The 20,699-nt window shown below is 70.2% G+C and carries 20 protein-coding genes; 8 read left to right on the top strand and 12 right to left on the bottom strand.

What is annotated here, in order from left to right:
* Nucleotides 1-178: 178 nt before the first annotated feature.
* The 3 genes from OHA64_RS04605 to OHA64_RS04595 all read right to left on the bottom strand — a co-directional run bounded on the left by OHA64_RS04605 (nucleotide 179) and on the right by OHA64_RS04595 (nucleotide 4,606).
* Nucleotides 179-2,653 carry a CBM35 domain-containing protein gene (locus OHA64_RS04605; RefSeq protein ID WP_405623864.1) on the bottom strand — a complete coding sequence of 825 codons (2,475 nt, stop codon included), beginning with the start codon at nucleotides 2,651-2,653 and terminating at the stop codon, nucleotides 179-181.
* Between the two features lie 344 nt (nucleotides 2,654-2,997).
* Nucleotides 2,998-4,035 carry a LacI family DNA-binding transcriptional regulator gene (locus OHA64_RS04600; protein WP_405608188.1) on the bottom strand — a complete coding sequence of 346 codons (1,038 nt, stop codon included), beginning with the start codon at nucleotides 4,033-4,035 and terminating at the stop codon, nucleotides 2,998-3,000.
* Nucleotides 4,036-4,198: 163 nt separating this feature from the next.
* The gene (locus OHA64_RS04595) at nucleotides 4,199-4,606 is read right to left on the bottom strand and encodes a RidA family protein (RefSeq protein WP_405608185.1); all 408 of its coding nucleotides are present in this window, start codon (nucleotides 4,604-4,606) and stop codon (nucleotides 4,199-4,201) included.
* 106 nt (nucleotides 4,607-4,712) lie between these two features.
* On the opposite strand from OHA64_RS04595, the gene OHA64_RS04590 reads away from it, so the two are divergent.
* The 7 genes from OHA64_RS04590 to OHA64_RS04560 all read left to right on the top strand — a co-directional run bounded on the left by OHA64_RS04590 (nucleotide 4,713) and on the right by OHA64_RS04560 (nucleotide 11,954).
* Nucleotides 4,713-5,093, top strand: coding sequence for a winged helix-turn-helix transcriptional regulator (locus OHA64_RS04590; RefSeq protein ID WP_405608182.1), 381 nt, complete (start codon nucleotides 4,713-4,715; stop codon nucleotides 5,091-5,093).
* Between the two features lie 71 nt (nucleotides 5,094-5,164).
* Nucleotides 5,165-5,611 carry a hypothetical protein gene (locus tag OHA64_RS04585; protein ID WP_405608179.1) on the top strand — a complete coding sequence of 149 codons (447 nt, stop codon included), beginning with the start codon at nucleotides 5,165-5,167 and terminating at the stop codon, nucleotides 5,609-5,611.
* Between the two features lie 197 nt (nucleotides 5,612-5,808).
* Nucleotides 5,809-7,443, top strand: a complete 1,635-nt coding sequence (locus OHA64_RS04580; RefSeq protein WP_405608176.1) for an IS200/IS605 family accessory protein TnpB-related protein — start codon at nucleotides 5,809-5,811, stop codon at nucleotides 7,441-7,443.
* A 30-nt stretch (nucleotides 7,444-7,473) separates the two neighbouring features.
* Nucleotides 7,474-8,055 (top strand): S41 family peptidase, encoded by a 582-nt coding sequence (locus OHA64_RS04575; protein WP_405608173.1) that lies wholly within the window; start codon nucleotides 7,474-7,476, stop codon nucleotides 8,053-8,055.
* 162 nt (nucleotides 8,056-8,217) lie between these two features.
* Nucleotides 8,218-9,672, top strand: coding sequence for an argininosuccinate synthase (gene argG, locus OHA64_RS04570; RefSeq protein ID WP_405608170.1), 1,455 nt, complete (start codon nucleotides 8,218-8,220; stop codon nucleotides 9,670-9,672).
* A gap of 148 nt (nucleotides 9,673-9,820) precedes the next feature.
* Nucleotides 9,821-10,879, top strand: coding sequence for a nitrous oxide reductase family maturation protein NosD (locus OHA64_RS04565; protein ID WP_405608167.1), 1,059 nt, complete (start codon nucleotides 9,821-9,823; stop codon nucleotides 10,877-10,879).
* 49 nt (nucleotides 10,880-10,928) lie between these two features.
* Nucleotides 10,929-11,954 carry a methyltransferase gene (locus tag OHA64_RS04560; protein ID WP_405608164.1) on the top strand — a complete coding sequence of 342 codons (1,026 nt, stop codon included), beginning with the start codon at nucleotides 10,929-10,931 and terminating at the stop codon, nucleotides 11,952-11,954.
* 101 nt (nucleotides 11,955-12,055) lie between these two features.
* Here the strand turns inward: OHA64_RS04560 and OHA64_RS04555 are convergent, their stop codons facing one another.
* The 8 genes from OHA64_RS04555 to OHA64_RS04520 form a co-directional block, all read right to left on the bottom strand.
* The gene (locus OHA64_RS04555; RefSeq protein ID WP_405608161.1) at nucleotides 12,056-12,388 is read right to left on the bottom strand and encodes a TcmI family type II polyketide cyclase; all 333 of its coding nucleotides are present in this window, start codon (nucleotides 12,386-12,388) and stop codon (nucleotides 12,056-12,058) included.
* An 18-nt stretch (nucleotides 12,389-12,406) separates the two neighbouring features.
* Complete coding sequence (locus OHA64_RS04550; RefSeq protein ID WP_405608158.1) at nucleotides 12,407-12,886, bottom strand: SRPBCC family protein; 480 nt, start codon at nucleotides 12,884-12,886, stop codon at nucleotides 12,407-12,409.
* Nucleotide 12,887: 1 nt separating this feature from the next.
* Nucleotides 12,888-13,148 (bottom strand): acyl carrier protein, encoded by a 261-nt coding sequence (locus tag OHA64_RS04545; RefSeq protein WP_405608155.1) that lies wholly within the window; start codon nucleotides 13,146-13,148, stop codon nucleotides 12,888-12,890.
* A gap of 32 nt (nucleotides 13,149-13,180) precedes the next feature.
* Nucleotides 13,181-14,434, bottom strand: coding sequence for a ketosynthase chain-length factor (locus OHA64_RS04540; protein ID WP_405608152.1), 1,254 nt, complete (start codon nucleotides 14,432-14,434; stop codon nucleotides 13,181-13,183).
* Nucleotides 14,431-15,699 (bottom strand): beta-ketoacyl-[acyl-carrier-protein] synthase family protein, encoded by a 1,269-nt coding sequence (locus OHA64_RS04535; RefSeq protein WP_405608149.1) that lies wholly within the window; start codon nucleotides 15,697-15,699, stop codon nucleotides 14,431-14,433. The genes OHA64_RS04540 and OHA64_RS04535 overlap by 4 nt, the downstream gene beginning before the upstream one ends.
* The gene (locus OHA64_RS04530) at nucleotides 15,696-16,157 is read right to left on the bottom strand and encodes a cupin domain-containing protein (RefSeq protein WP_405608146.1); all 462 of its coding nucleotides are present in this window, start codon (nucleotides 16,155-16,157) and stop codon (nucleotides 15,696-15,698) included. Before OHA64_RS04530 ends, OHA64_RS04535 begins: the two co-directional genes overlap by 4 nt.
* Nucleotides 16,158-16,225: 68 nt before the next feature.
* Entirely contained in the window at nucleotides 16,226-17,383 is a 1,158-nt protein-coding gene (locus OHA64_RS04525; protein WP_405608143.1) for a SchA/CurD-like domain-containing protein, read from the bottom strand.
* Nucleotides 17,384-17,609: 226 nt separating this feature from the next.
* Nucleotides 17,610-19,271, bottom strand: a complete 1,662-nt coding sequence (locus tag OHA64_RS04520; RefSeq protein WP_405608140.1) for an FAD-dependent oxidoreductase — start codon at nucleotides 19,269-19,271, stop codon at nucleotides 17,610-17,612.
* A 172-nt stretch (nucleotides 19,272-19,443) separates the two neighbouring features.
* Between OHA64_RS04520 and OHA64_RS04515 the strand changes: the two genes are divergently transcribed.
* Complete coding sequence (locus tag OHA64_RS04515; RefSeq protein ID WP_405608137.1) at nucleotides 19,444-19,797, top strand: hypothetical protein; 354 nt, start codon at nucleotides 19,444-19,446, stop codon at nucleotides 19,795-19,797.
* Between the two features lie 34 nt (nucleotides 19,798-19,831).
* Here OHA64_RS04515 and OHA64_RS04510 read toward each other — a convergent pair whose 3' ends face one another.
* Nucleotides 19,832-20,524: a GAF and ANTAR domain-containing protein gene (locus OHA64_RS04510; protein WP_405608134.1), complete on the bottom strand. Its 693-nt coding sequence runs from the start codon at nucleotides 20,522-20,524 to the stop codon at nucleotides 19,832-19,834.
* Nucleotides 20,525-20,699 lie beyond the last annotated feature (175 nt).

Raw genomic sequence — 20,699 nt, 5'->3', positions numbered from 1 at the left:
ACGGGGATTCACAGAACCGACCAGAAGCAATCGGGTTCAGGGCATGTTTGACGACGGTAATGAACACGTCAAGACATCGCGCGTCCTTCGTCGCACGGCCGGCCTCTGCCCGTACGTGGCCCGGCGGCCGGCGGGCGCGAGCCCGCCGACCGCCGGGTGGAGGAAGGTCAGTGACGGGCTACGGCCGACCGGCGACCCGGCCCAGCTCGATCCGGTCGATGTTCGGCGCCCACCCGCTCGCGTTGCCGAACGTCACACTGTTGGCGCCCTTGCGCAGGTCGACGGGGATGCCCAGCGTCCAGTAGTCGTTCACGCTCCAGGTGTTCTTGAACGTGACCTTTCTGGGCGCGGCGGTTCCCACCGTGACGTCCGCCGTTCGGGACATGATGTCCGTGTTGTACGCGTGGCCGTTGTCGCGCCGGTCGTTGTGCGCGTAGTGGACGACCAGCAGATAGCGGCCGGACTCGGGGGCGCGCACCGTGAACTCGGCGGTGCTGTCGGCACTGTTGCCGAGCTGCCCGATGTGCGACCCGGCGGAGGCGTACGGGGAGTCGACGAGCTTCGCGCCGCCCGCCAGGGTGGCCGAGGCGCCCTCGTAGGAGAGCGTGCCGGCGGCAGAGCCGTCGCCCGAGACGTCGAGGGAACGCACGGAGGCGTGCCCGGCGGTCGCCGCGACTCGGTTGTTGCCCGCGACCAGATACAGCCGCAGGGGCCGGCCGGGGGCGGCTGTGACCCGCTCGCCGTGCAGGGTGAGCCGCACCGCCGCCGAGGCCCGCGGCACCACGGTGTAGTAGCCGTCACGCGGGGCGTACACGTCGAAGACCGCCTGGTCCCCGTCGCGCAGGACCAGGGCGCCCGTGCCCACCCCGGCCGACGAGGAGTAGTCGTACTTCGGCTTCCCGTCGATGTCCGCCAGGGTGGCCTCGTACGAGGCGGACGGAGCGCCGGTACGCGCGGTCAGGTCGACGCGGTCGAGGGTGACTTCGGCGTCGCCCTTGGCCAGCGACAGCACATGGGTGCCGGCCGTGAGGCGGACCGGCAGGTCCTTCTTCGCACGGTAGGTCCAGTTCTCCGTGGACGGGTACGTGACCGTGACGGGGGAGGCGCCGTCGACCGACAGCTTCTGGGTGGCGGGGGCGCCGGACTGGTTGCCGTAGAGGATCGCCAGGTCGTACGTCCCGGTCCTGGGCACGGTCACGGAGAAGTCGACCTTGCTGGAGGCCTGGTTCAGCGAGCCGACGTCCTTCGTCCCGGACGCCGCGTAGCCGTTGGCGTTGCTGACCGTGCCCTGGGTGTAGACCTGCCCGCCGGTGATGGCCGCGTCCTCCGCCTCGTACGAGGCGGACCACGGGACGGGGGCGGCGGACGGGGCCCCGGAGCCGCCGGGGGTGAGGACGATCCGGTACGCGGACATCTTGTGCAGGCCGCGCAGCGGGACGGTCACCGAACCGTCGGCCGCCACCTCGACCTTCGTCCGCGCCAGGACGCGCGGCGTCGCGTGCTGCCCCTCGTAGCCGGACCACGCGGCCTCGGCGACCGTCGCGGTGACCGCGCGGCCGAAGACGGACCGGGAGACGCCCCGGACCACCACGTCGGAGTCCCCGGCGGAGCCGCCGAGCAGCACCTGGGCCTGGCGGCGCGAGGTGTCGAGGGAGGCGAGACCCTGGAGGGTGTCGATGGTGTCGGCCTGCGGCGGGGTCACCTTGACGGTGTCGCCGGTCAGTCCCGCGTACCAGCGGAAGAACCACCAGCCGCCGTTGGGGATGTTCGACCGGACGACATTGCCGTCCATGTTCCCGGCGGCATCCCAGTAGGCCTGGTTGGCGTACACCTTGTTCCGCTCGAACATCGAGACCCACTGGACGAGCTGCCCCGGCACCGAAAGATCGCGGCGGTTGGCGTACTCATCGATGTTGATCTTGAGGGGTGCGATGCCCAGATCCCGCTCGATCGAACGGTAGTTGTCGTAGTGGCCCTGGAAGTCCCGCAGCGAACCGGAGCCCAGCTCGTGCCAGGTCATCACCTGGGGCAGCACGTTCTCGCGCTTCGCGAAGGCGAGGAAGTCGGTCAACAGGCGTGTGTGGTAACCGGCTTCGTTCGGGCCGGCGATCCTCGCGTCGGGATCGATCGCCCGGATGCGCTGGTAGACCGCCTTCCAGTCCTTGAAGAACCGGTCGCGGTTGACCTCGTACCGCGCCTGGTCGGAGACGCCGAGCTGGTACCAGATCTGGTCCGGCTCGTTGAACGGTATGTAGACGAAGCGGTCGCTGTTCGGGTCGGCCGCCACCTCCTTGACGATCTTGTCGACCTTGGGGAGGTAGTCGTCGATGCCGAGGTCCTCATAGGGCCACTTGGCATAGATGTCCTGCATCATGACGTTGATCTCGCCGCCGCCGTTGCGGAAGAACGACCTGGAGACGGAGAGCGCGTCACCGTTGGGGTGCTGGGCGCCGCCCTCCGGCTTCTGCGAGATGCTGGTGATCTTCAGCGGGGCGAGGGCCGCGTCGCTGGGCACCCCGTCGTCGCTGAGGCCGTACAACGCCCCGTTGGCCCCCCGCATCACCGGGCCCTCGGAGGCCTTGAGGTCGACGGTGAGGCGCTGCGGTTCGGCGACGGCCGCCGCGGATCCGGCGGCGGGAAGAGTGCCCGCCATGGCTGCTGCTCCCAGGACGGCGGTGAGGAGGGCGGTTCTCGTACGGGACCTGGCTCGCGCTCTCGTGCTGGTGGTCGTGCGGGTGGGGGTGATCACGCTGTTGGACCTCCGGTCACTTGACGGCTCCACTGGTGATTCGGGCACGATCTTTCGCAGGCCGACGCGGAACACGTCGACCGTTTGCAGGCTCGTCACCACGGCGTACGCGGCGCACGCGAGGACGAGATGCCGACCCCTGTCCGCGCGGTCCTGGATCGCCCGGATGACCGGGTGACCCGCTGAGGGCTCTTCCTGCCGCAGAGCCAGAAAACGGGACGCGGAACAGCGGTGCGCGTACGGGCTGTTCAGCGATCGGCCGGTGGCGGCCCCGAGCTCTCCCGGACCACCAGCTCCGGTACGCAGACGGGGTGCGGGGCGATCTGCGCGGACGCCTCCAACACCCCGTGCAGCAGGGCGAACGCGGCCCGTCCGAGGCCGGTGAAGTCCAGGCGTACGGTCGTCAGCGACGGGGTCAGATAGGCGGAGTGCGGGGCGTCGTCGAACCCGGCCACGCTGACCTCGCCCGGGACGGACCGGCCGGACTCGTGCAGGGCCCGCAGCACCCCGAGCGCGAGGTCGTCGTTGCCGCACAGGATCGCGGTGACGGCCGGGTCCTTCGCCAGCCTCAGGCCCGCCGCGTGGCCTCCGGCCGGACCCCAACTGCCCTGCACGGGACGGGGTTCCGGTGCTCCGGCCTCCCCCAGTGCCTGGCGCCAGCCGGTGGTGCGGGCACTGGTGCGCCGGGTGCTGGACGGGATGGCGACGTAGTGCACGGTCTCGTGGCCCAGGGAGAGCAGATGACGGGTCGCCTCGTGGGCGGCCTCGCGGTCGTCGGCCCACACCCAGGGGCGGTCGCCGCCGGGCGGACTCGCGGGGGTCTCGACCACGCCGACGACCGGCACTCCGGCGGGGACGGCACCCAGGGCCCGTACACCCGCCGGATCGTAGGCGACCACGATCAGACCGCCGCCCGTGTCAGCCGCCCGCCGCACCTCGGCGGTGACAGCCGCCTCGTCCGCCGATTCGAGGACTTGGATCCCGACCGCGTAGGAGGCGGCACGCGCGGCCTCCTCGATGCCCTGCAGGATCGAGGCGTTGCCGTAGTGGGTGGTGTTGGCGGTCAGCACGTTCACCGCCCTGCTGCGCCCGCTGGCCAGGGCCAGTGCGGTGGCGTTGCGGCGGAAGCCCAGCTCGTCGATGGCCGCGAGCACCCGCTCCCGGGTGGACGGCTTGACGCTGGGATGGCCGTTGATCACCCGGGACACGGTCTGGTACGAGACCCCGGCGGCGGACGCGACATCCCTGATGCTCGCCGGACGGCTTGTGTGACCGGTCACATTCATGTCGGAATTGTGACCGATCACAAAGGGGCCGTCAAGGGACCGTAACGAAGGGGGCACGCGACTGGAGCGAACCGTCGGGTGAACCGTAGTCGACACTCGGGCGGACCCGGTGGCCGGTACCCCGAGAGGGTGACGCCTTCGTCGGTACGGCGAACGCGGCGCCTCAGTCGAGGACCGCGGTGGCTTCGACCTCGACCAGATGCTCGGGTACGTCCAGGGTCGCCACTCCGATGAGCGTGGCCGGTGCGATCGGAGTGGTGCCCAGCTTCGCGGAGGCCCGCGCGACTCCCTCCAGGAGCAGGGGCATCTTGTCGGGGGTCCAGTCGACGACGTAGACGGTCAGCTTCGCCACGTCGTCGAAGGAGGCGCCGGCCTCGGCCAGTGCGGTGCCGACGTTGAGATAGCTCCGCTCGACCTGGGTGGCGAGGTCGCCTTCGCCGACGGTGACTCCTTCGGCGTCCCACGCGACCTGTCCGGCGATGAAGACCAGCTTCGACCCGGTCGCGATCGACACCTGCCGGTAGACGTCGATCTTCGGCAGTCCGTCGGGGTTCACAAGGGTGATTGCCATGTGCCTGCTCTCCTCTGTCCTGTTCGGTCTCTTGTGGTGACTCGGGAACCATAGGAGAGTGGGCGCTGACATGGAAGAACGCACTTTTCGGTGACTGGGGAACCCTATGGTGACCAAGCAGTTCAGGGGCTCGGCCGACGAAGCGGACCTGCGGCGCGCGGATTCTCTGGCGCGGGAGATCTTCTCCGACGTCGCCAACAAGTGGGCGCTTCTGATCATCGAAGCTCTGGGTGATCGCACCCTGCGCTTCAGCGAGTTGCGGAACGAGATCGACGGCGTCAGCCACAAGATGCTCACCCAGAACCTGCGCATGATGGAGCGCTACGGGCTGCTGGAGCGGAAAGTGCACCCCACGGTCCCGCCACGGGTCGAGTACACCCTCACCGAGCCGGGCCGGGCCCTTAGGGAGACGGTCAACGGAATGTGCGACTGGACCCACCGGTACCTCGGTCACATCGACGCCTCGCGGCGGCGCTTCGACGGCTGACGGGTGGGTGGGTGCTGGTCAGGGGCAGTCGGGTCACGGGTTCAGGGGGCGGTATGGGGCGGGGATGTTCGGTGGGTATGGCTTGGGCGGCGCTCGCCGGTGTTCTCGTCGCGGGGACGGGGTGCACGAGACAGGACGACAGACCGTCGGGGCCGGACATGGCGCCCGAGGCCCGGTCCTACTTGTCCGGGGCGCTGACCTTGATGGAGAAGAACTCCCTCCTCCGTCACGAGACCGACTGGCCGAAGACGCGTGAGAGGGCGTTCGCGCAGACGCGCAGCGCGCAGAAACCGGCGGACACCTACGTGGCGATCCGCTCGGCCCTCAACTCCCTGGGGGACGGGCACAGTTCGTTCTTCGAGCCGGAGCAGGTCGAGGACGAACTCGAAGCCCCGGTCGAGACCTTCGCCGGTCTCCGGGGCTGGTCCATGAGCGGTCGCGTCGGGTATGTGGTCCTTCCGGGGGTACAGGGGTTCGGAGCTGCTGGCGGAGTAGTAAGCAGGAGTGAGTTTGGGTGAGTGTGAGTGAGTGCCGAGGCTGGATGTGTGGGTCCGGTCGTCCGCGGTGCGCTGGGGGTGTTCTCTGCTGCCAAGGGGTGTTCTGAGTTCGCCCGCCTGTGGGGAACGTGAGTTCTTGGGTCGAATGGGTGACCTTTGTGGGTGGTGGTCGTTGACTGCGGTGATGGGGTCTTCGTATCGGGGTCGGGGGTGTACGGGTGGGTGGGCTGCGGGAGTTGGCGGCGTCGTTCGTGGTGCCCGGTCCGGCCGGGGTGGCGGTGCGGGACCGGCTGCGGGTGAGCGGGGCGGACGCGGCGGTGCTTGCCGAGGTGGGGATGTTCCTGGGTTCGCTGGCGGCCGGGGATCTCGCGGAGCGCTCACGGCAGGGTGTGACGCATGATGCGGCCTCGTGGGCGGTGCGTAAGCGGGAGCTGACGGGGAGGTCGTCGGCGCGTTGGGCGGGCAGTATCACCAAGGCCACGCATGACCAGTGGGCGCTGGCGAGGCGCGGGCAGGCCACCCATCTTTCTTGGCTGCGCGGACAGATTGCGTCGGTGGAGGCGCGGCTTGGCCGGCCGCTGGGCGCCAAGGCGGACAAGCGGGCGGGGCTGGTGCGTGGGTATGCCTCGCGTGGTGTGTGGCATGCCAAGTCCCGGCGCCTGCAGACCCTGAAGGACCGGTTGGCGGTGGTGGAGGCGGACTGGGTGGCGGGTCGGGTGCGGGTGGTGCGCGGCGGCAAGCGCCTCGCCCACGCCCGCCACCATCTGGAGGCGGCCGGGCTGGACGAAGCAGCGTGGCGGGAGCGGTGGCGGGCGGAGCGGATGTCTTTGGCCGCCGACGGAGAGTCCGGCAAGCGCTTCGGCAACGAGACGATCCGTATCACCGACACCGGACAGCTCTCGGTCAAGTTGCCAGCCCCGCTGGCCCATCTTGCCAACGCGTCGCACGGCCGGTATCTGCTGGATGCGACCGTGGCGTTCAAGCACCGGGGTGAGGAGTGGCGGGACCGGGTCACCGCGAACCGGGCGGTCGCTTACCGCATTCACCACGACACGGTGCGCGGACGCTGGTATGTGACCGCCTCGTGGCAGCGTGCCGCCGTACCGGTGCTGCCGATTGAGGCGGCGCTGGCGCGGGGTGTGGTGGGGGTGGACATGAACGACGACCACCTCGCCTGCTGGCGTCTGGATGTGCACGGCAACCCGGTCGGCGAACCACGCCGCTACTTCTACGACCTCACCGGCAGCAGCGAGCACCGGGACGCACAGATCCGGCACGCACTGACCCGGCTCCTGCACCACACCCGCCGCACCGGGGTCGCCGCGATCGCCATCGAAGACCTCGACTTCCGCGAGGGCACAAGCCGGGAGAAGCACGGCCGCAACAAGCGTTTCCGCCGCCTGCTCGCCCGCTTCCCCACCGCGAAACTGAAAGCCCGGCTGGTGTCGATGGCCGCCGAACAGGACATCGCGATCGTTGCGGTCGACCCCGCCTACACCTCCCGGTGGGGTGCCCAGCACTGGCAGCAGCCACTGACCACCCCACGACGTAGACCGTCCCGGCACGATGCGGCGAGCATCGCGGTCGGGCGACGCGCCCTCGGACACCCGATCCGGCGACGGACGGCACCGCCCCACGACGACCAGAGTGATCGTCGTGGGCATCGGACCGCCCAGGCCCGACCGGAAGCCCGACGGCGTGAGGAAACCCGCCCCCACATCCCCGGACCGCGCACCGGATGCGCGCCGCCGGACCGTGGAGCGAAAGCGGGCGACCAGGGTGCCCAACACCGTTCGGAGCACCCGGCTGAGCAGGGGTCCTGGCAACAGGACTCACTCCCGCTCAGTCTTTAGGAACGGTCGGAGCAGTCCTACGAGCGCTATGTGCGGCTGGGGCGAAAGGCCGTGGCGGAGGCGGACCGGCCGCGCGCGTGCGGCTGGGTGGTGGACCTCCGGCGTAACGGAGGCGGGAACATGTGGCCCATGCTGGCCGTAGTGGGGCCGATCCTCGGGGACGGCGAGGTGGGTATGTTCGTGGACGCCGACGGCAAGAAGTCGGTGTGGACGATCGAGGACGGCGGCCCGCGCTACGCGGGCAGCTCAGCCGGCTGGGGCGGCGGCGAGCCGGTCGGCAACGCCGATGCGCCGGTCGCGGTGCTGACCGGCGGGATGACGGCCAGCGCGGGTGAGGCGGTCGTGGTGGCCTTCCGCGGCCGGCCGGACACCCGGTTCTTCGGTGAGCGCACCGCCGGTGTTCCCACCGGAAACGAGGCGCACCGACTGTCCGACGGGGCGATCCTGAACCTCACCGAGGTCAAGGACGCGGATCGTTCCGGGCGTACGTACGAGGCGCCGATCCCTCCGGACGAGGAGATCGTCAGTGCTCGGCGTCCTGGGAGAGCGGGCCGAGACCGCGCCCTGGAGGCAGCCGGGAGCTGGTTGGCGAAGCAGTCGGCCTGCCGGTGAGTACGGCCGCCTCTGACGACCGTTGTGGGTGATCCCCTTGTCGGGGGCCCGCGCCTCGGTCGCCGGCCCACTGCGAGGCCTGCCTTCTCGGCTTCATCGCTGAGAGAAGGAGGATGAACTCGGACCTTTGCATGATCATGCGAGATCATGCATACTCTTCCTATGTCCAAGGTCCTCACCTCCCTTCCCGCCGGCGAGCGCGTCGGCATCGCCTTCTCCGGCGGCCTCGACACCTCCGTCGCGGTCGCTTGGATGCGCGACAAGGGCGCCGTCCCGTGCACCTACACCGCCGACATCGGCCAGTACGACGAGCCCGACATCGCCTCGGTGCCCGGCCGCGCGAAGACCTACGGTGCCGAGATCGCGCGCCTGGTCGACTGCCGCGCGGCGCTGGTCGAGGAGGGGCTGGCCGCGCTCACCTGCGGGGCCTTCCATATCCGCTCGGGCGGCCGTGCCTACTTCAACACCACGCCGCTCGGCCGTGCCGTCACCGGCACCCTCCTGGTCCGGGCGATGCTCGAGGACAGCGTCCAGATCTGGGGCGACGGCTCGACCTTCAAGGGCAATGACATCGAGCGGTTCTACCGGTACGGCCTGCTCGCCAACCCCCGTCTGCGGATCTACAAGCCCTGGCTGGACTCGGACTTCGTGACCGAGCTCGGCGGCCGCAAGGAAATGTCGGAGTGGCTCGTCGCCCACGACCTGCCCTACCGCGACAGCACGGAGAAGGCGTACTCCACCGACGCCAACATCTGGGGCGCCACCCACGAGGCCAAGACCCTGGAGCACCTCGACACGGGCGTGGAGACCGTGGAGCCGATCATGGGCGTGCGGTTCTGGGACCCCGAGGTCGAGATCGCCACCGAGGACGTGACGATCGGCTTCGACCAGGGCCGCCCGGTGACGATCAACGGCAAGGACTTCGCCTCCCCCGTCGATCTGGTGATGGAGGCCAACGCCATCGGCGGCCGCCACGGCATGGGCATGTCGGACCAGATCGAGAACCGGATCATCGAGGCCAAGAGCCGCGGCATCTACGAGGCGCCCGGCATGGCTCTGCTGCACGCGGCGTACGAGCGTCTGGTCAACGCGATCCACAACGAGGACACCCTGGCCCAGTACTACAACGAGGGTCGGCGCCTCGGCCGGTTGATGTACGAGGGCCGCTGGCTGGACCCGCAGGCACTGATGGTGCGCGAGTCGCTGCAGCGCTGGGTCGGCGCGGCCGTCACCGGCGAGGTGACGCTGCGGCTGCGGCGTGGTGAGGACTACTCGATCCTCGACACCACGGGCCCGGCGTTCAGCTACCACCCGGACAAGCTGTCCATGGAGCGCACCGAGGACTCGGCGTTCGGCCCGGTGGACCGCATCGGCCAGCTCACCATGCGCAACCTCGACATCGCCGACTCGCGCGCCAAGCTGGAGCAGTACGCCGGGCTCGGCCTGATCGGCACCGGCAGCCCCACCATCGGCGCCGCCCAGGCCGCCGCGACCGGGCTCATCGGCACCATGCCGGAGCTGCCGCAGGGCGGCGCCGAGGCCATCGCCTCCCGCGGTGAGGTCTCCGAGGACGACGCGGTGCTGGACCGGGCCGCGATGGAGTTCGGCACGGACTGACCGTTCCCACGGGAAAGGCCGGCTTGGCGCCGTTGGCGCCCAGCCGGCCTTTCCCGTTTCCTCGGTGACACCGCGGACCCCACACATGACACGCCGCCGGATGGCCCATCCCGGCCGTCCGTGGACCCTCGGGCTTACTGTCCCGAATATGAATAAAAGACGCATTTCGTACTTGGCATGCGCTGTAGCGGTCGTCGGTGCGGGGCTCGGGGCCGCTCCGCCGGTCCCCGCTCATTCGACCCACGTGGTCAACCCGGGGGAGTCCATCCAGAAAGCGGTGGACACCGCCCGATCCGGCGACACCGTCCTCGTGAAGCCCGGCACCTACCGCGAGAGTGTCAAGGTGACCACGCCCGGGCTGACCCTGCGCGGCTCGGGCCCGAGCACGGTGATCGAACCGGGCACGGACAAGACCGCCCACACCTGCGCCGGGAACGGCAACGGCATCTGCGTGATCGGCGCGAAGGACAGCAAGGTCGAGGGCGTCACCGTCGCCTCCCTGACCGTGTCCGGCTTCACCGGGACCGGGGTGTTCGCCATGGCGACGGACGGGCTGACCGTGCGGAACGTGACGGCGGTGAAGAACGGGGTGTGGGGCATCGCCCAGGAGGAGTCGGTCCGCGGTGTGTTCCGGGAGAACACCGCCAAGGACAACGGCGACGCGGGTCTGTTCCTCGCCAACACGATCAAGGAGGAGCAGGGCGCGACGGACACCGGGGGAACGGTGGTCGAACGCAACCGGCTGGAGGGCAACCGGATCGGCGTGACCGTCCGACGCCTGCGGAACCTCACCGTCGCGCACAACCGCCTCACCGGCAACTGCGCGGCGGTGTTCGTCGTCGGGGACGAGAACCAGCCGAGGGCCGGCTTCGTGACCGTGAGCGACAACCGGATCGCGCGCAACAACAAGTCCTGTCCGAAGACCGCACGGCTGGACGCCCTGCAGGGCTCCGGCATCGTCCTGACCGGCGCCGAGGACAGCCTGGTGACACGGAACGTGATCACGGAGAACGTCGGCACCTCCCCGCTCTCCGGCGGCATCGTGCTGTTCAAGAGCTTCGTCGGCGCCACCAGCGAGCGGAACCGGATCAGCGACAACAAGCTGGAGGGCAACTCCCCGGCGGACATCGTCAACGCGGACACCGGCAAGGACAACGTCTTCGAGGGCAACACCTGTCTGGCGTCCCGGCCCGCGGGTCTGTGCTGACCGGCCGACCGTCACCACTCGTGGACCCAAGAAGGAAGGAAGGCGGCACATGACGACCGCTGAGACTGCCCCACCGCCGTCCATGCGGCTGCGAGAACTCGCGTTCGGGGCGGCATGCGCGGCCGCCCTGCGCGCGTCCGCCCGGCTGGGGATCGCCGACGCACTCGGTGACAGCCCCATGACCGTGGCGGACCTGGCGGCCGCGGTGAAGACCGAACCCGGGCCGCTGCGACGGCTGTTGCGGGCCCTGTCCTGCTACGGCGTCTTCACCGAACGGCCGGACGGGATGTTCGCACACTCCGACATGTCCCGGCTGCTGCGCGAGGACGATCCGCACAGCCTTCGCAACATCACCCTGTGGTGCACCGAGCCGTGGACTTGGGACGCGTGGCCGAAGCTGGACGAGGCGGTGCGCACCGACCACAACGTGGTCGAGGGCCTGTACGGCAAGGAGTTCTTCACCTATCTCAACGAGGACGCCCCCGAGTCGGCCGCGGTCTTCAACCGTGCCATGACGACCTCCAGCGAGCAGTCGGCGCGGGATGTCGCGGCTCTGCTCGACCTGTCGGGGAGCACGTCGGTCGCGGACATCGGCGGGGGCCAGGGGCACGTGGTGACGAGCCTGCTGGACAAGTACCCCTCGATGCACGGCAGTCTGCTCGATTTGCCGCGCGTCATCGAGAACGCCGTGCCGCGGCTGCGCGAGGGCGACCTCGCACACCGCGCCCGCATCGTGCCCGGCGACGTCCGCGTGGCCGTCCCGGTCAAGGCCGACGTCTACATCATCAAGAACATCCTGGAGTGGGACGACGACAGCACCGCCCGGACGCTGCGCAACGTCATCGAGGCGGGAGGCCCCGGCGCGCGCATCGTGGTCATCGAGAACCTCGTCGACGACACGCCCTCCATGCGGTTCAGCACCGCCATGGACCTGCTGCTGCTCCTCAACGTCGGAGGGGCGAAGCACACCACCCAGAGCATGGTCGGCCGACTGACCCAGGCGGGCCTGGTCATCGACGACATCCGGCCGGTCAACCCCTACCTGCACGCGTTCGACTGCCACGTCCCGGGCTGACCCACCCATCCCCCGGACGGAGCAGATAGAGCAGACAGAGCAGACAGACGGCCGCCGGGCCCGCAGCGTCGCGGGCCCGGCGGCCGTTCGTGGTCGGTCGGTCAGCCGGCCGGATCGCGCTCCCAGAGGTAGAAACGCTGCGCCATGGCGTCCTGCGGGGACCGCCAGGTATCGGGGTCGTACGCGCTGACGTACGCCGACAGGCGCTCACTGACGTCCCGGAACGCGGGATGTCCGGTGACCTTGGCGATGGCCGGACCGGGCTCGCGCTCGGACTCGACCAGGTGCATGTACACATCGCCGAACTGGAAGAGGCTGCGCCGGACGACGCCGACGAGGTGCGGCAGCTCTCCTCGGTCCGACTCCTCGAACACCTTGGCGATGTCGGGAGCCGAGCCCGGAGCCATCCGAGCGACGATCAGAGCCTGGTGCATCGGATCCGCCCTCTCCACTCAGTCCGCCAGGACCGACGCGGGCTCGTGCCCGGCGGCCGCCTTCTCGATCTTGTCCCGGATCAGGGCCATCTGGACCTTGGAGTTCCGGTTGATGTTGTCGGTCATCCAGTCGTCGTCGACCGGCGCCTCCGGCTTCATCGCGAAGTCCTGTGTCCACACCATCCGGGTGCCGCCGGGGACCTCCTCGTACCGCCAGTGGATGTCCATGTGGTCGAACGGTCCCGTCTCGACCCGGCGGGCCCGGACACTGAGCTTCTCTCGGTCCGGCTCCCGCTCCGAGACCCAGCTCCACACGGTTCCGTTCTCGTCCGGGTGCATGGTCAGCCGGAAGGTGGTCCGGTTGCCCTCCCGGGACAGGATCTCGACGGAGGCGTACTCGCTGAACAACTGGGGCCAGTTCGCGAGGTCGTTGGTCATGTTCCAGACCAGGTCCAGGGGCGCGGCGATGGTGATCTCGTTCTGCGTGTGTCCGGCCATGTCACGCTCCCGCCGTCATCAGGGCACCGTTGACCTGGTCGAGGAACTGCTTCGGCGTCTTGCAGCGCTCCGCGTCCGGCGGCATCGGCGTGCCGTACCGGTTCTCCAGCTCGCCCACGATGCCGAGCAGGCCCAGCGAGTCGACGCCGAGGGTGTCGAAGCCGGCCTCGTACTGCTGCTGGAGCTCCTGCGGAGCGACGGTGACCCCGGCGCACTTCTTCATGAGCTCGGACAGCTCTTCCACGGTGATGTGTTCACTCATGCGGTTCTTCTCCTTTGTCGCTTCGGGTCGCCTCATCGCGAGACGGCGGCCGCGCCGTGCCGCAGCACCAACGCCGAGTTCGACCCCATGAGGCCCCGGCTCAGGACCAGCGCCGTGCGCACTTCGGCGACACGGGCTCGGCCGGTCACGAGGTCGAGGTCATGGCAGATGTCGAAGACGTTGGGGGTAGGGGGGATCAGGCCGTGCTCCATGGCGAGCACGGCCGCCGCGACGTCCAGCACGGGCGCCGCGCAGTAGCCGCGGCCGATGCCGGTCTTCGGCGCGGTGACCGGCACCCGCCCGCCGTGCGCGCCGAGAGCGTCGGCGATCGCCAGCGCCTCGGCACGGTCCGCCTCCGGTACGCCGAGTGCGTCCGCGAAGACCACGTCGATCTCCTCGGGGGCGCAGCCGGCCTCGTCCAGGGCACCGCGGATGGCCTGGGCGAGCCCTTCGCGGGACTGCTCCCAACGGGAGGCGCCGGTGAACGTCGCCGCGTGGCCGGCGACGGTGGCCCGCACCCGCGCGCCCCGCTCCCGCGCCGAGGCCTCCGCCTCCACGACCAGCATGGCGCCGCCCTCGGCGGGTACGAAGCCGCACGCTTGGTCGGTGAACGGGCGGTAGGCGCGCGTCGGGTCGTCGGCGGTGCTCAGCTCCTCGTAGCCCAGTTGGCAGACCACCGAGTAGGGGGCGAGCGGCGCCTCCGTCGCGCCCGCAATGATCACGTCGGTGCCACGCCGCACGGCCCGCGCCGCGTGCGCGACGGCGTCCAGACCGCCGGCCTCGTCGGAGGCGATCACACCGCAGGGGCCCTTGAAGCCGCGGCGGATGGAGATCTGGCCGGTGCTGGCGGCGTAGAACCAGGCGATGGACTGGTACGGACCGACGAAGCGCGGTCCCTTGCCCCACAGTTGCTGCAGTTCCCGCTGCCCGAACTCCCCGCCGCCGGAACCAGCCGCTGTGATCACGCCCACGGAGAACGGTGCTTCGCCGGTGTCGGCCGAGCCGATGCGGGCGTCTTCCAGCGCGAGGTCGGCCGCGGCCATCCCGAAGTGTGTGAACCGGTCGGTCTGGACGAGATAGCGTTCCTCGACCACCGCCGACGGCTCGAAGTCCCGGACCTCGCCCGCCACCCGCAGCGGCAGGTGCGCGCAGCCCTCGCGAGTGATCCGGTCGAGGACGCTGATGCCTTCCTGGGTGGACTTCCAGAAGGACTCGGTGCTGGTGCCGTTGGGCGCGACCACACCGATTCCGGTGACGGCGGCGCGCCGTGGATGCGGTTCGCTCATGGTGTCCTCTCCCTCGGCCGGGTCAGGACCACCGCGGACTGGAAGCCGCCGAACCCGCTGCCCACGGAGAGCACGCCGTTCAGTCTCCGTTCGCGAGCGACGCGCGGGACGTAGTCCAGGTCGCACTCGGGGTCCGGTGTCTCGTAGTTCGCGGTGGGCGGTACCACCTGGTGGGCCAGGGCCAGCACACAGGCGACGACCTCGATCGCACCGATCGCGCCGAGGGAGTGCCCCACCATGGACTTGATGGAGCTCATGGGCGTGTCGTAGGCGTGCTGTCCCAGGGCCCGCTTGACCGCGGCGGTCTCGTGACGGTCGTTCTGCTGGGTGCCCGATCCGTGCGCGTTGACGTAGTCGATCGCCGTGCCGTCGAGCCGCGCGTGGTCGAGGGCGTCCTCGATGGCCCGGGCCATCTCGAGGCCCTCGCTGGTCAGACCGGTCATGTGGTAGGCGTTGCCGAAGGTCGCGTAGCCCCTGAGCTCGCAGTACACGTGCGCGCCGCGGGCCCGGGCGTGTTCGAGCTCCTCCAGGACCAGTACGGCGCCGCCCTCACCCATGACGAAGCCGTTGCGGTCGGCGTCGAACGGGCGCGAGGCATGGGCGGGGTCGTCGTTGTTGGGGGAGGTGGCCTTGATCGCGTCGAAGCAGGCCATGGTGATCGGTGAGATGGGCGAGTCCGAGGCGCCGGCTATGCACACGTCGGCTCTGCCCTCCTCGATCGTGTGGAAGGCGTATCCGACCGCGTCGAGCCCCGAGGTGCAGCCCGTGGAGACGGTCTGCACCGGCCCGCGCGCCTCGAACCGCTCCGCCACCGTCGAGGCGAGTGTGCTGGGCGAGAACGCGCGGTGCAGATGCGGTCGGGCCTCTCGGTGGTCCACGTCCCAGCGCTCGCCACCGCTGCTGACCAGGACGTAGTCGGACTCCAGTCGTGTGGTGCCGCCGACCGCGGTGCCCAGGGACACCCCGACGCGCCACGGGTCCTCCCGGTCGAGGTCGAGGCCCGAGTCCCGCACCGCCTCCTCCCCGGCGACCAGGGCGAACTGGATGTACCGGTCGCACCGGGCGATCTGTTCCGCCTTCAGACCGAGGGCCGCCGGGTCGAAGTCGCACTCGGCGGCGATCCGTGAACGCAGACCGCTCGGGTCGAAGAAGGTGATGCCGCGCGTCGCGGTGCGCCCCTGGGACAGCAGATCCCAGAACGCCGGTACGCCGACGCCGCCCGGTGCGACGATGCCTATGCCGGTGACGGCGACCCGCCTGGTCATGACCGGACCTGACGTCGTTCGGCCGCCCGGTCGGCGCCCGCGGGAACTTCCTCCACCCGGACCGGGACGGCGTCGGTCTCCTCGGTGTCGACGTGGCCGAGCGGCGGGCTCGGTGCCAGCGGACCGAGGTGGAAGACGAGACGGGCCTCCACGTTGCCGACGTTGCGGAAGCGATGGCGCATGTGGGCGGGGATCATGAGCCCCTGCTCGGGCTGCAGCGGCTGGGGCTCGCCGTCCAGGTCGACCTCCAGTTGGCCGCAGACGACGTAGATGAACTCCTCGGAGTAGGGGTGGTAGTGCTCGGCGATGCGGTCGCCGGGCTGCACGATGGCCACGCCCATGAACCCGCTGGTGGAGCCGACCGTGTTGGGGGTGAGCATGGCGCGCAGATCGCCGCCACGCCGGGTGTTGGGCTCCACCTCGCGGAGATCCACGATTCTGGGACGGGGTTTGGTCACGACGTTGCTCCGATCGTGTGCTGTGTCGACAGGGGGCCGTGGCCGCCGCGATGCGTGCGGGGGGCGGATCAGGCGTCGGGTGAACGGCGGTCGGTGACGAGGTCCATGCGGGCGAGCTTGAGGAAGCGCCTCAAGTCACCGTCGTTCGGCGCGGAGGCGGCCGCACCGGTGCTGCCGTCCAGGAACGTGGTCAGCTCGGCGACCAGAGCGGGGTCCGGGAGGCCCAGGAGCAGCTCGGGGTCGCCGGCGTCGAGTCCGCCGCGCACGTCGATCAGCCGTACCACGACGTCGTCGCGCTGGAAGATCGTGCTGCGCAGGACCGGGCTGCGCGGATCGCTCGCGGCAGCCTCGTCCCGCTGCGCGAGCAGTTCGGCCAGTCGCATGCCGCAGTCGGGCCGGGCGGGATAGAGCAACGCGTGCCGTTCCGCAGCCGGGTCCTCCTGCTCCGCCGTCACATGGTGGACTGCGGGCAGCGCGGCCCGGGTGAAGAAGACCCGCGCGGACTCCGGATCGTTGAGGTCCCGGTCCTGCTCCAGATACGGGTTGATGGCCTCCTCGACGGCTCGCACCTCGGGCTGCCGGGCGACGTGGCGCAGCGCGGCGAGCAGGTCGCCCCGCACCTCGATGGCCCGCACCACCCGGTTGCCGTGCATGAACAGGGAAGTGCGGCACAGCCGGGTGTTGTCGTCGACCTTCGGCTGGGGGGAGGCGTAGTCGGCGAGGATCTTGGCGACGGTCGCCTCCTTGCCCGGCTTGATGGTGAACGTGAGCGCGTGGCGGATCACGCCGTCACCGATCCGCGGTGCCGCCTGGAGACTGCGTTCGCCGGCCCGGGCGTCCGCGGCCGGTCCGCCGGTCTCGCGGACGACATGGAAGCGAAGCGACCTGGTGTCCCGGACACAGCTGTGCAGCGGCTCCACCATCCGCACGTGCTCTTCGCTGTTCACCCAGGTGAGGAAGGGGGGCGCGCTCTCCCACTCGCTGGTGATGAGCCACTGGGAGGGGTTCTCGATCGACTGGCACAGCTGGTCGCTGACATGCCCCGGCACGGACGCGACCTGGTTGCAGAGTTGCTCGTACGCCTCCAGGAACTGCCGCTGGGCACCGTCGTGGACGTCCACCAGCAGGACGACCCGGAGCCTGGAGCCGTCGAACACGGACTGGGAGACACGCTGCGCCCCCTGAAGCGTCAGCGGTGATGAAGCGGGGACAGGCGTGGTGGTCATCCTGGGCACATCTCCTTCGCGGGAGGGAATCTGCGAACCTCGGTCGCGTTGATCCGCAGCGAGCGTGATTCGATCCTGTGCCGGTCCCCACCGGCGCGCGATTCGTATGGACTACGTGGGTGACCGGCCCGGGGTCCGAACGGCCCCTGTCCTCGGCGCCTTCCGGCGGAACGTGCAGGCCGCCACCCTTGGCTGTCGGCCTGCACGTTTCACCGGGTCAGGTCGGTCAGGTCAGTGCCAGGACCGTGGTCAGGACATGACGAAGTGTCGCCTCGGCATCCGGGACGGGTTCCGGCGATCGCCAGGCCACGAAGCCGTCGGGCCGGACGAGCACGGCGCCTCCGGGGGAGATGCCGTGCCGTTCCAGCCAGTCCGCGCCGTCCTCGGGTGTCAGCTCGGCGCCGGCCCCGGCCCCCACCCGGTACGAGGTGAGCGGGATGGACATCTGCTCCGCGACACGGATGGCGGACTCGTGCCACCCGCTCGGCTCACCGGCGTCGCTGAGCAGGACCAGGGACCGCTCGTAGAGGTCGAGGCTCGAGATCCGCTCGCCCTGGTGCCGTACCCACAGGTGGGGCGCCCTGCTGCCGGGTTCGCCCGCCAGCGCGAGTTTCTCCGGGACCACCGCGGCCGTGGGATCGGTGCCCGCCACGGCGCCGTTCGGGTAGCGGTAGCCGAGAGCCACGTTGAGGATGCCGCGCTGTGGCCCGCCGCCACCGCCGGCCGCGGGCGGCGGGGCGAAGCCGGGGTGGCTGTGCTCGGCCGACCGGGCCGCCGCGCGGGCGGTGGTCGCCTCCGCCACCGGACGGCGTTCGGCGTCGTAGGTGTCCAGCAGTCCCTCCCCTGCCCAGCCGTCGAGCACCGCGGCCAGCTTCCAGGCGAGGTTGTGCGCGTCCTGGATGCCGGTGTTGGAGCCGAAGGCCCCGGTGGGGGACATCTCGTGGGCCGAGTCACCGGCCAGCAGGACGCGGCCCGACCGGTAGGACCGCGCGACGCGTTGGGCGGCGTGCCAACGAGCCTTGCCGGTGATCTCCACGTCGAGGTCCGCGTCCCCGACCGCCCGGCGGATGTGGTCGGCGCAGCGCTGGTCGGTGAACTCCTCGATGCTTTCGCCGTGTTCGGGGTGCCAGGGGGCGTGGAAGACCCAGTTCTCGCGGTTGTCCACCGGCAGCAGGGCGCCGTCCGCGTCCGGGCTGGTCAGGTAGCAGACGATGAAACGGCGATCGCCCACCACGTCGGCCAGGCGGCGGGAGCGGAAGGTGATGCTGACGTTGTGGAACAGGTCGCCCGGGCCGCTCTGGTCGATGCCGAGCTGTTCCCGAACGGGGCTTCGAGGGCCGTCGGCGGCGACCAGGTAGTCGGCGTGGATGGTGGTGTGCTCACCGGTCTCCCGGCTCTTGACGATCGCGGTGACGCCGGTGGGATCGTTGTCGAACGACATCATCTCGGCGGAGAACCGCAGGTCGCCGCCGAGCCTCTTGGCGTGGTCGAGAAGGACCGGCTCCAGGTCGTTCTGGCTGCACAGGCACCAGGAACTCGGGCTGAACCGAGCCATTCCGCCGCCCGGATCGATCTCGCGGAACAGCCACTCGCCCGCGTCACCGACCAGGGTGGGCGTCTGCAGGATGCCGTGGTTGTCGGCCAGCGTGGCCGCGGCCTCGTGGATCGCCGACTCGATGCCCGCCGCCCGGTACAGCTCCATCGTGCGTACGTTGTTGCCCCGCCCCCGGGGGTGGATGGAGGTGCCGGCGTGGCGCTCCACCAAGGTGTGCCGCACCCCCAAGCGGCCCAGGAACAGCGAGGTCGACAGTCCCACCAGTGAGCCGCCGACGATCAGGACCGGGACCTTGTGGATCGTGCCGCCGTTCTCACCGGCTCTTACGTTCATCACTCGCCTCCAGCGCGCGTCATGTCCGCCGACTCGGCCGGATATGGCCGGGGCCCTCATGTATGCCCCGCGCGGTGACAGGCGGCTCAGGCTTCACCCGCTTACCCGGGACCGTTCGGCCGTGTCAGGGCTTGCCCGGGCGCCGTCGGCAGGGCGCCGGCGGGGCCGGCCGGTGCTGCTTTTCGTCACCGCCTTCTTCTGCCTCGCCGTGGGCACCATGGCGGCGACCTCGTTGTGGATGCCTTCCTGGATGGCCGGAACGGTGGCAAGGCCCCGCCTGTGGGGTGCCGGGTACGCGCTGTTCGGCGTCACCGTCCTCTACCACGCGGTAACCGCGGTGGTGCATGTAGCACCGGGGGAAGCGATGGAGCTGACGGAGGTCACCACGGTGACGTCCCTCGTCGGCGTCGGGATGGGGTGGCTCGCTCAGCGGCCCGGACGGAGACGGCGGATCAGGTCACCAGGGTCACCGCAGACAACGGGGCCACCCCGGCCGCCCCGCCCCGCGGCCGGCTCCACGGAGTAGCCGCCGCCCCTGCCGTCGCCGCTCGGCTGACCGGTCAGAGTTGTTCGGTACGGTCGTCCCGGACACGTTGGGCGACGTCGCGCAGCTTGATGTTGTGCTCCTGGGAGATGGAGCGCAGCACGTTGAAGGCGTCGTCCTCACTCAGCCGGTGGCGTTCCATGAGGATGCCCATGGCTTCGCCGATGCCGTGCCGGGTCTGCATCGCGTGTTCGAGCTGGTCGATGGTGCGGGCGCTGGACAGGGCCACGGCGGCGTGCGAGGCCAGCAGCCAGCCGGCCGTCTCGAACTCGTGGGTGAAGGCGCCGGGACGCCGCGAGTACAGGTTCAGCGCGCCGAAGTCCTCCTTGTCGGTGTACAGCAGTACGCCGGTCATGCTGCCGATCCCGAGGTCGCGGGCCGCCTCAGCGAACCGTGGCCAGCTCGGTTGGGGGTCGGTCATGTCCTCGATCCGGTACGCCCGTTCATCGGCGGCGCCGCGAGCCAGGTCGAAGCACGGTCCCTCACCCAGTTCTCCCTGCAGCCGGTCGCTCTCCCGGACCCACTCCCCGCAGGCGGAGAGCGTCACGGCGTGCCCCTTGCGCACCGCGAGGATCCCGGCGGCGTCACAGCCAGTGATGAGCTTCACGGCGGACGCGGCGATCTCGTCCAAGGTCTCCGACACCGATTCCTTGGTCAGCAGCTCGCGCGCGAGCTCCGCCATCCGCTCGGCGAACTCTCGCCACTCCATCTGTCACCGTCCGGCCCAGGTCGTCACTCGCGTCAGTCCGCCCTCCGGACCCGTACACCTTGACCGTACTCGCCGTGGCGCGCGAACGGGTCGGCGCCCGGACCTGGGCGAGGGTGGGGCGACGGCCCGGGACCGGGGGAGGGCGCTGCGGCGGCCGGAGCACCCCGCCCACCTG

Source organism: Streptomyces sp. NBC_00076, from assembly GCF_045041235.1.
Taxonomy (GTDB): domain Bacteria; phylum Actinomycetota; class Actinomycetes; order Streptomycetales; family Streptomycetaceae; genus Streptomyces.
The sequence above is the reverse complement of the archived record's forward strand: the minus strand, read 5'-3'. Positions and strand labels throughout refer to the sequence as shown.

Bases quoted from the DNA above. Each gene is read 5' to 3' on its own strand.
- OHA64_RS04605 (WP_405623864.1), bottom strand. From the start codon at position 2,653: ATGGCGGGCACTCTTCCCGCCGCCGGATCCGCGGCGGCCGTCGCCGAA.
- OHA64_RS04600 (WP_405608188.1), bottom strand. From the start codon at position 4,035: ATGAATGTGACCGGTCACACAAGCCGTCCGGCGAGCATCAGGGATGTC.
- OHA64_RS04595 (WP_405608185.1), bottom strand. From the start codon at position 4,606: ATGGCAATCACCCTTGTGAACCCCGACGGACTGCCGAAGATCGACGTC.
- OHA64_RS04590 (WP_405608182.1), top strand. From the start codon at position 4,713: ATGGTGACCAAGCAGTTCAGGGGCTCGGCCGACGAAGCGGACCTGCGG.
- argG (WP_405608170.1), top strand. From the start codon at position 8,218: ATGTCCAAGGTCCTCACCTCCCTTCCCGCCGGCGAGCGCGTCGGCATC.
- OHA64_RS04565 (WP_405608167.1), top strand. From the start codon at position 9,821: ATGAATAAAAGACGCATTTCGTACTTGGCATGCGCTGTAGCGGTCGTC.
- OHA64_RS04560 (WP_405608164.1), top strand. From the start codon at position 10,929: ATGACGACCGCTGAGACTGCCCCACCGCCGTCCATGCGGCTGCGAGAA.
- OHA64_RS04555 (WP_405608161.1), bottom strand. From the start codon at position 12,388: ATGCACCAGGCTCTGATCGTCGCTCGGATGGCTCCGGGCTCGGCTCCC.
- OHA64_RS04550 (WP_405608158.1), bottom strand. From the start codon at position 12,886: ATGGCCGGACACACGCAGAACGAGATCACCATCGCCGCGCCCCTGGAC.
- OHA64_RS04545 (WP_405608155.1), bottom strand. From the start codon at position 13,148: ATGAGTGAACACATCACCGTGGAAGAGCTGTCCGAGCTCATGAAGAAG.
- OHA64_RS04540 (WP_405608152.1), bottom strand. From the start codon at position 14,434: ATGAGCGAACCGCATCCACGGCGCGCCGCCGTCACCGGAATCGGTGTG.
- OHA64_RS04535 (WP_405608149.1), bottom strand. From the start codon at position 15,699: ATGACCAGGCGGGTCGCCGTCACCGGCATAGGCATCGTCGCACCGGGC.
- OHA64_RS04525 (WP_405608143.1), bottom strand. From the start codon at position 17,383: ATGACCACCACGCCTGTCCCCGCTTCATCACCGCTGACGCTTCAGGGG.
- OHA64_RS04520 (WP_405608140.1), bottom strand. From the start codon at position 19,271: ATGAACGTAAGAGCCGGTGAGAACGGCGGCACGATCCACAAGGTCCCG.
- OHA64_RS04510 (WP_405608134.1), bottom strand. From the start codon at position 20,524: ATGGAGTGGCGAGAGTTCGCCGAGCGGATGGCGGAGCTCGCGCGCGAG.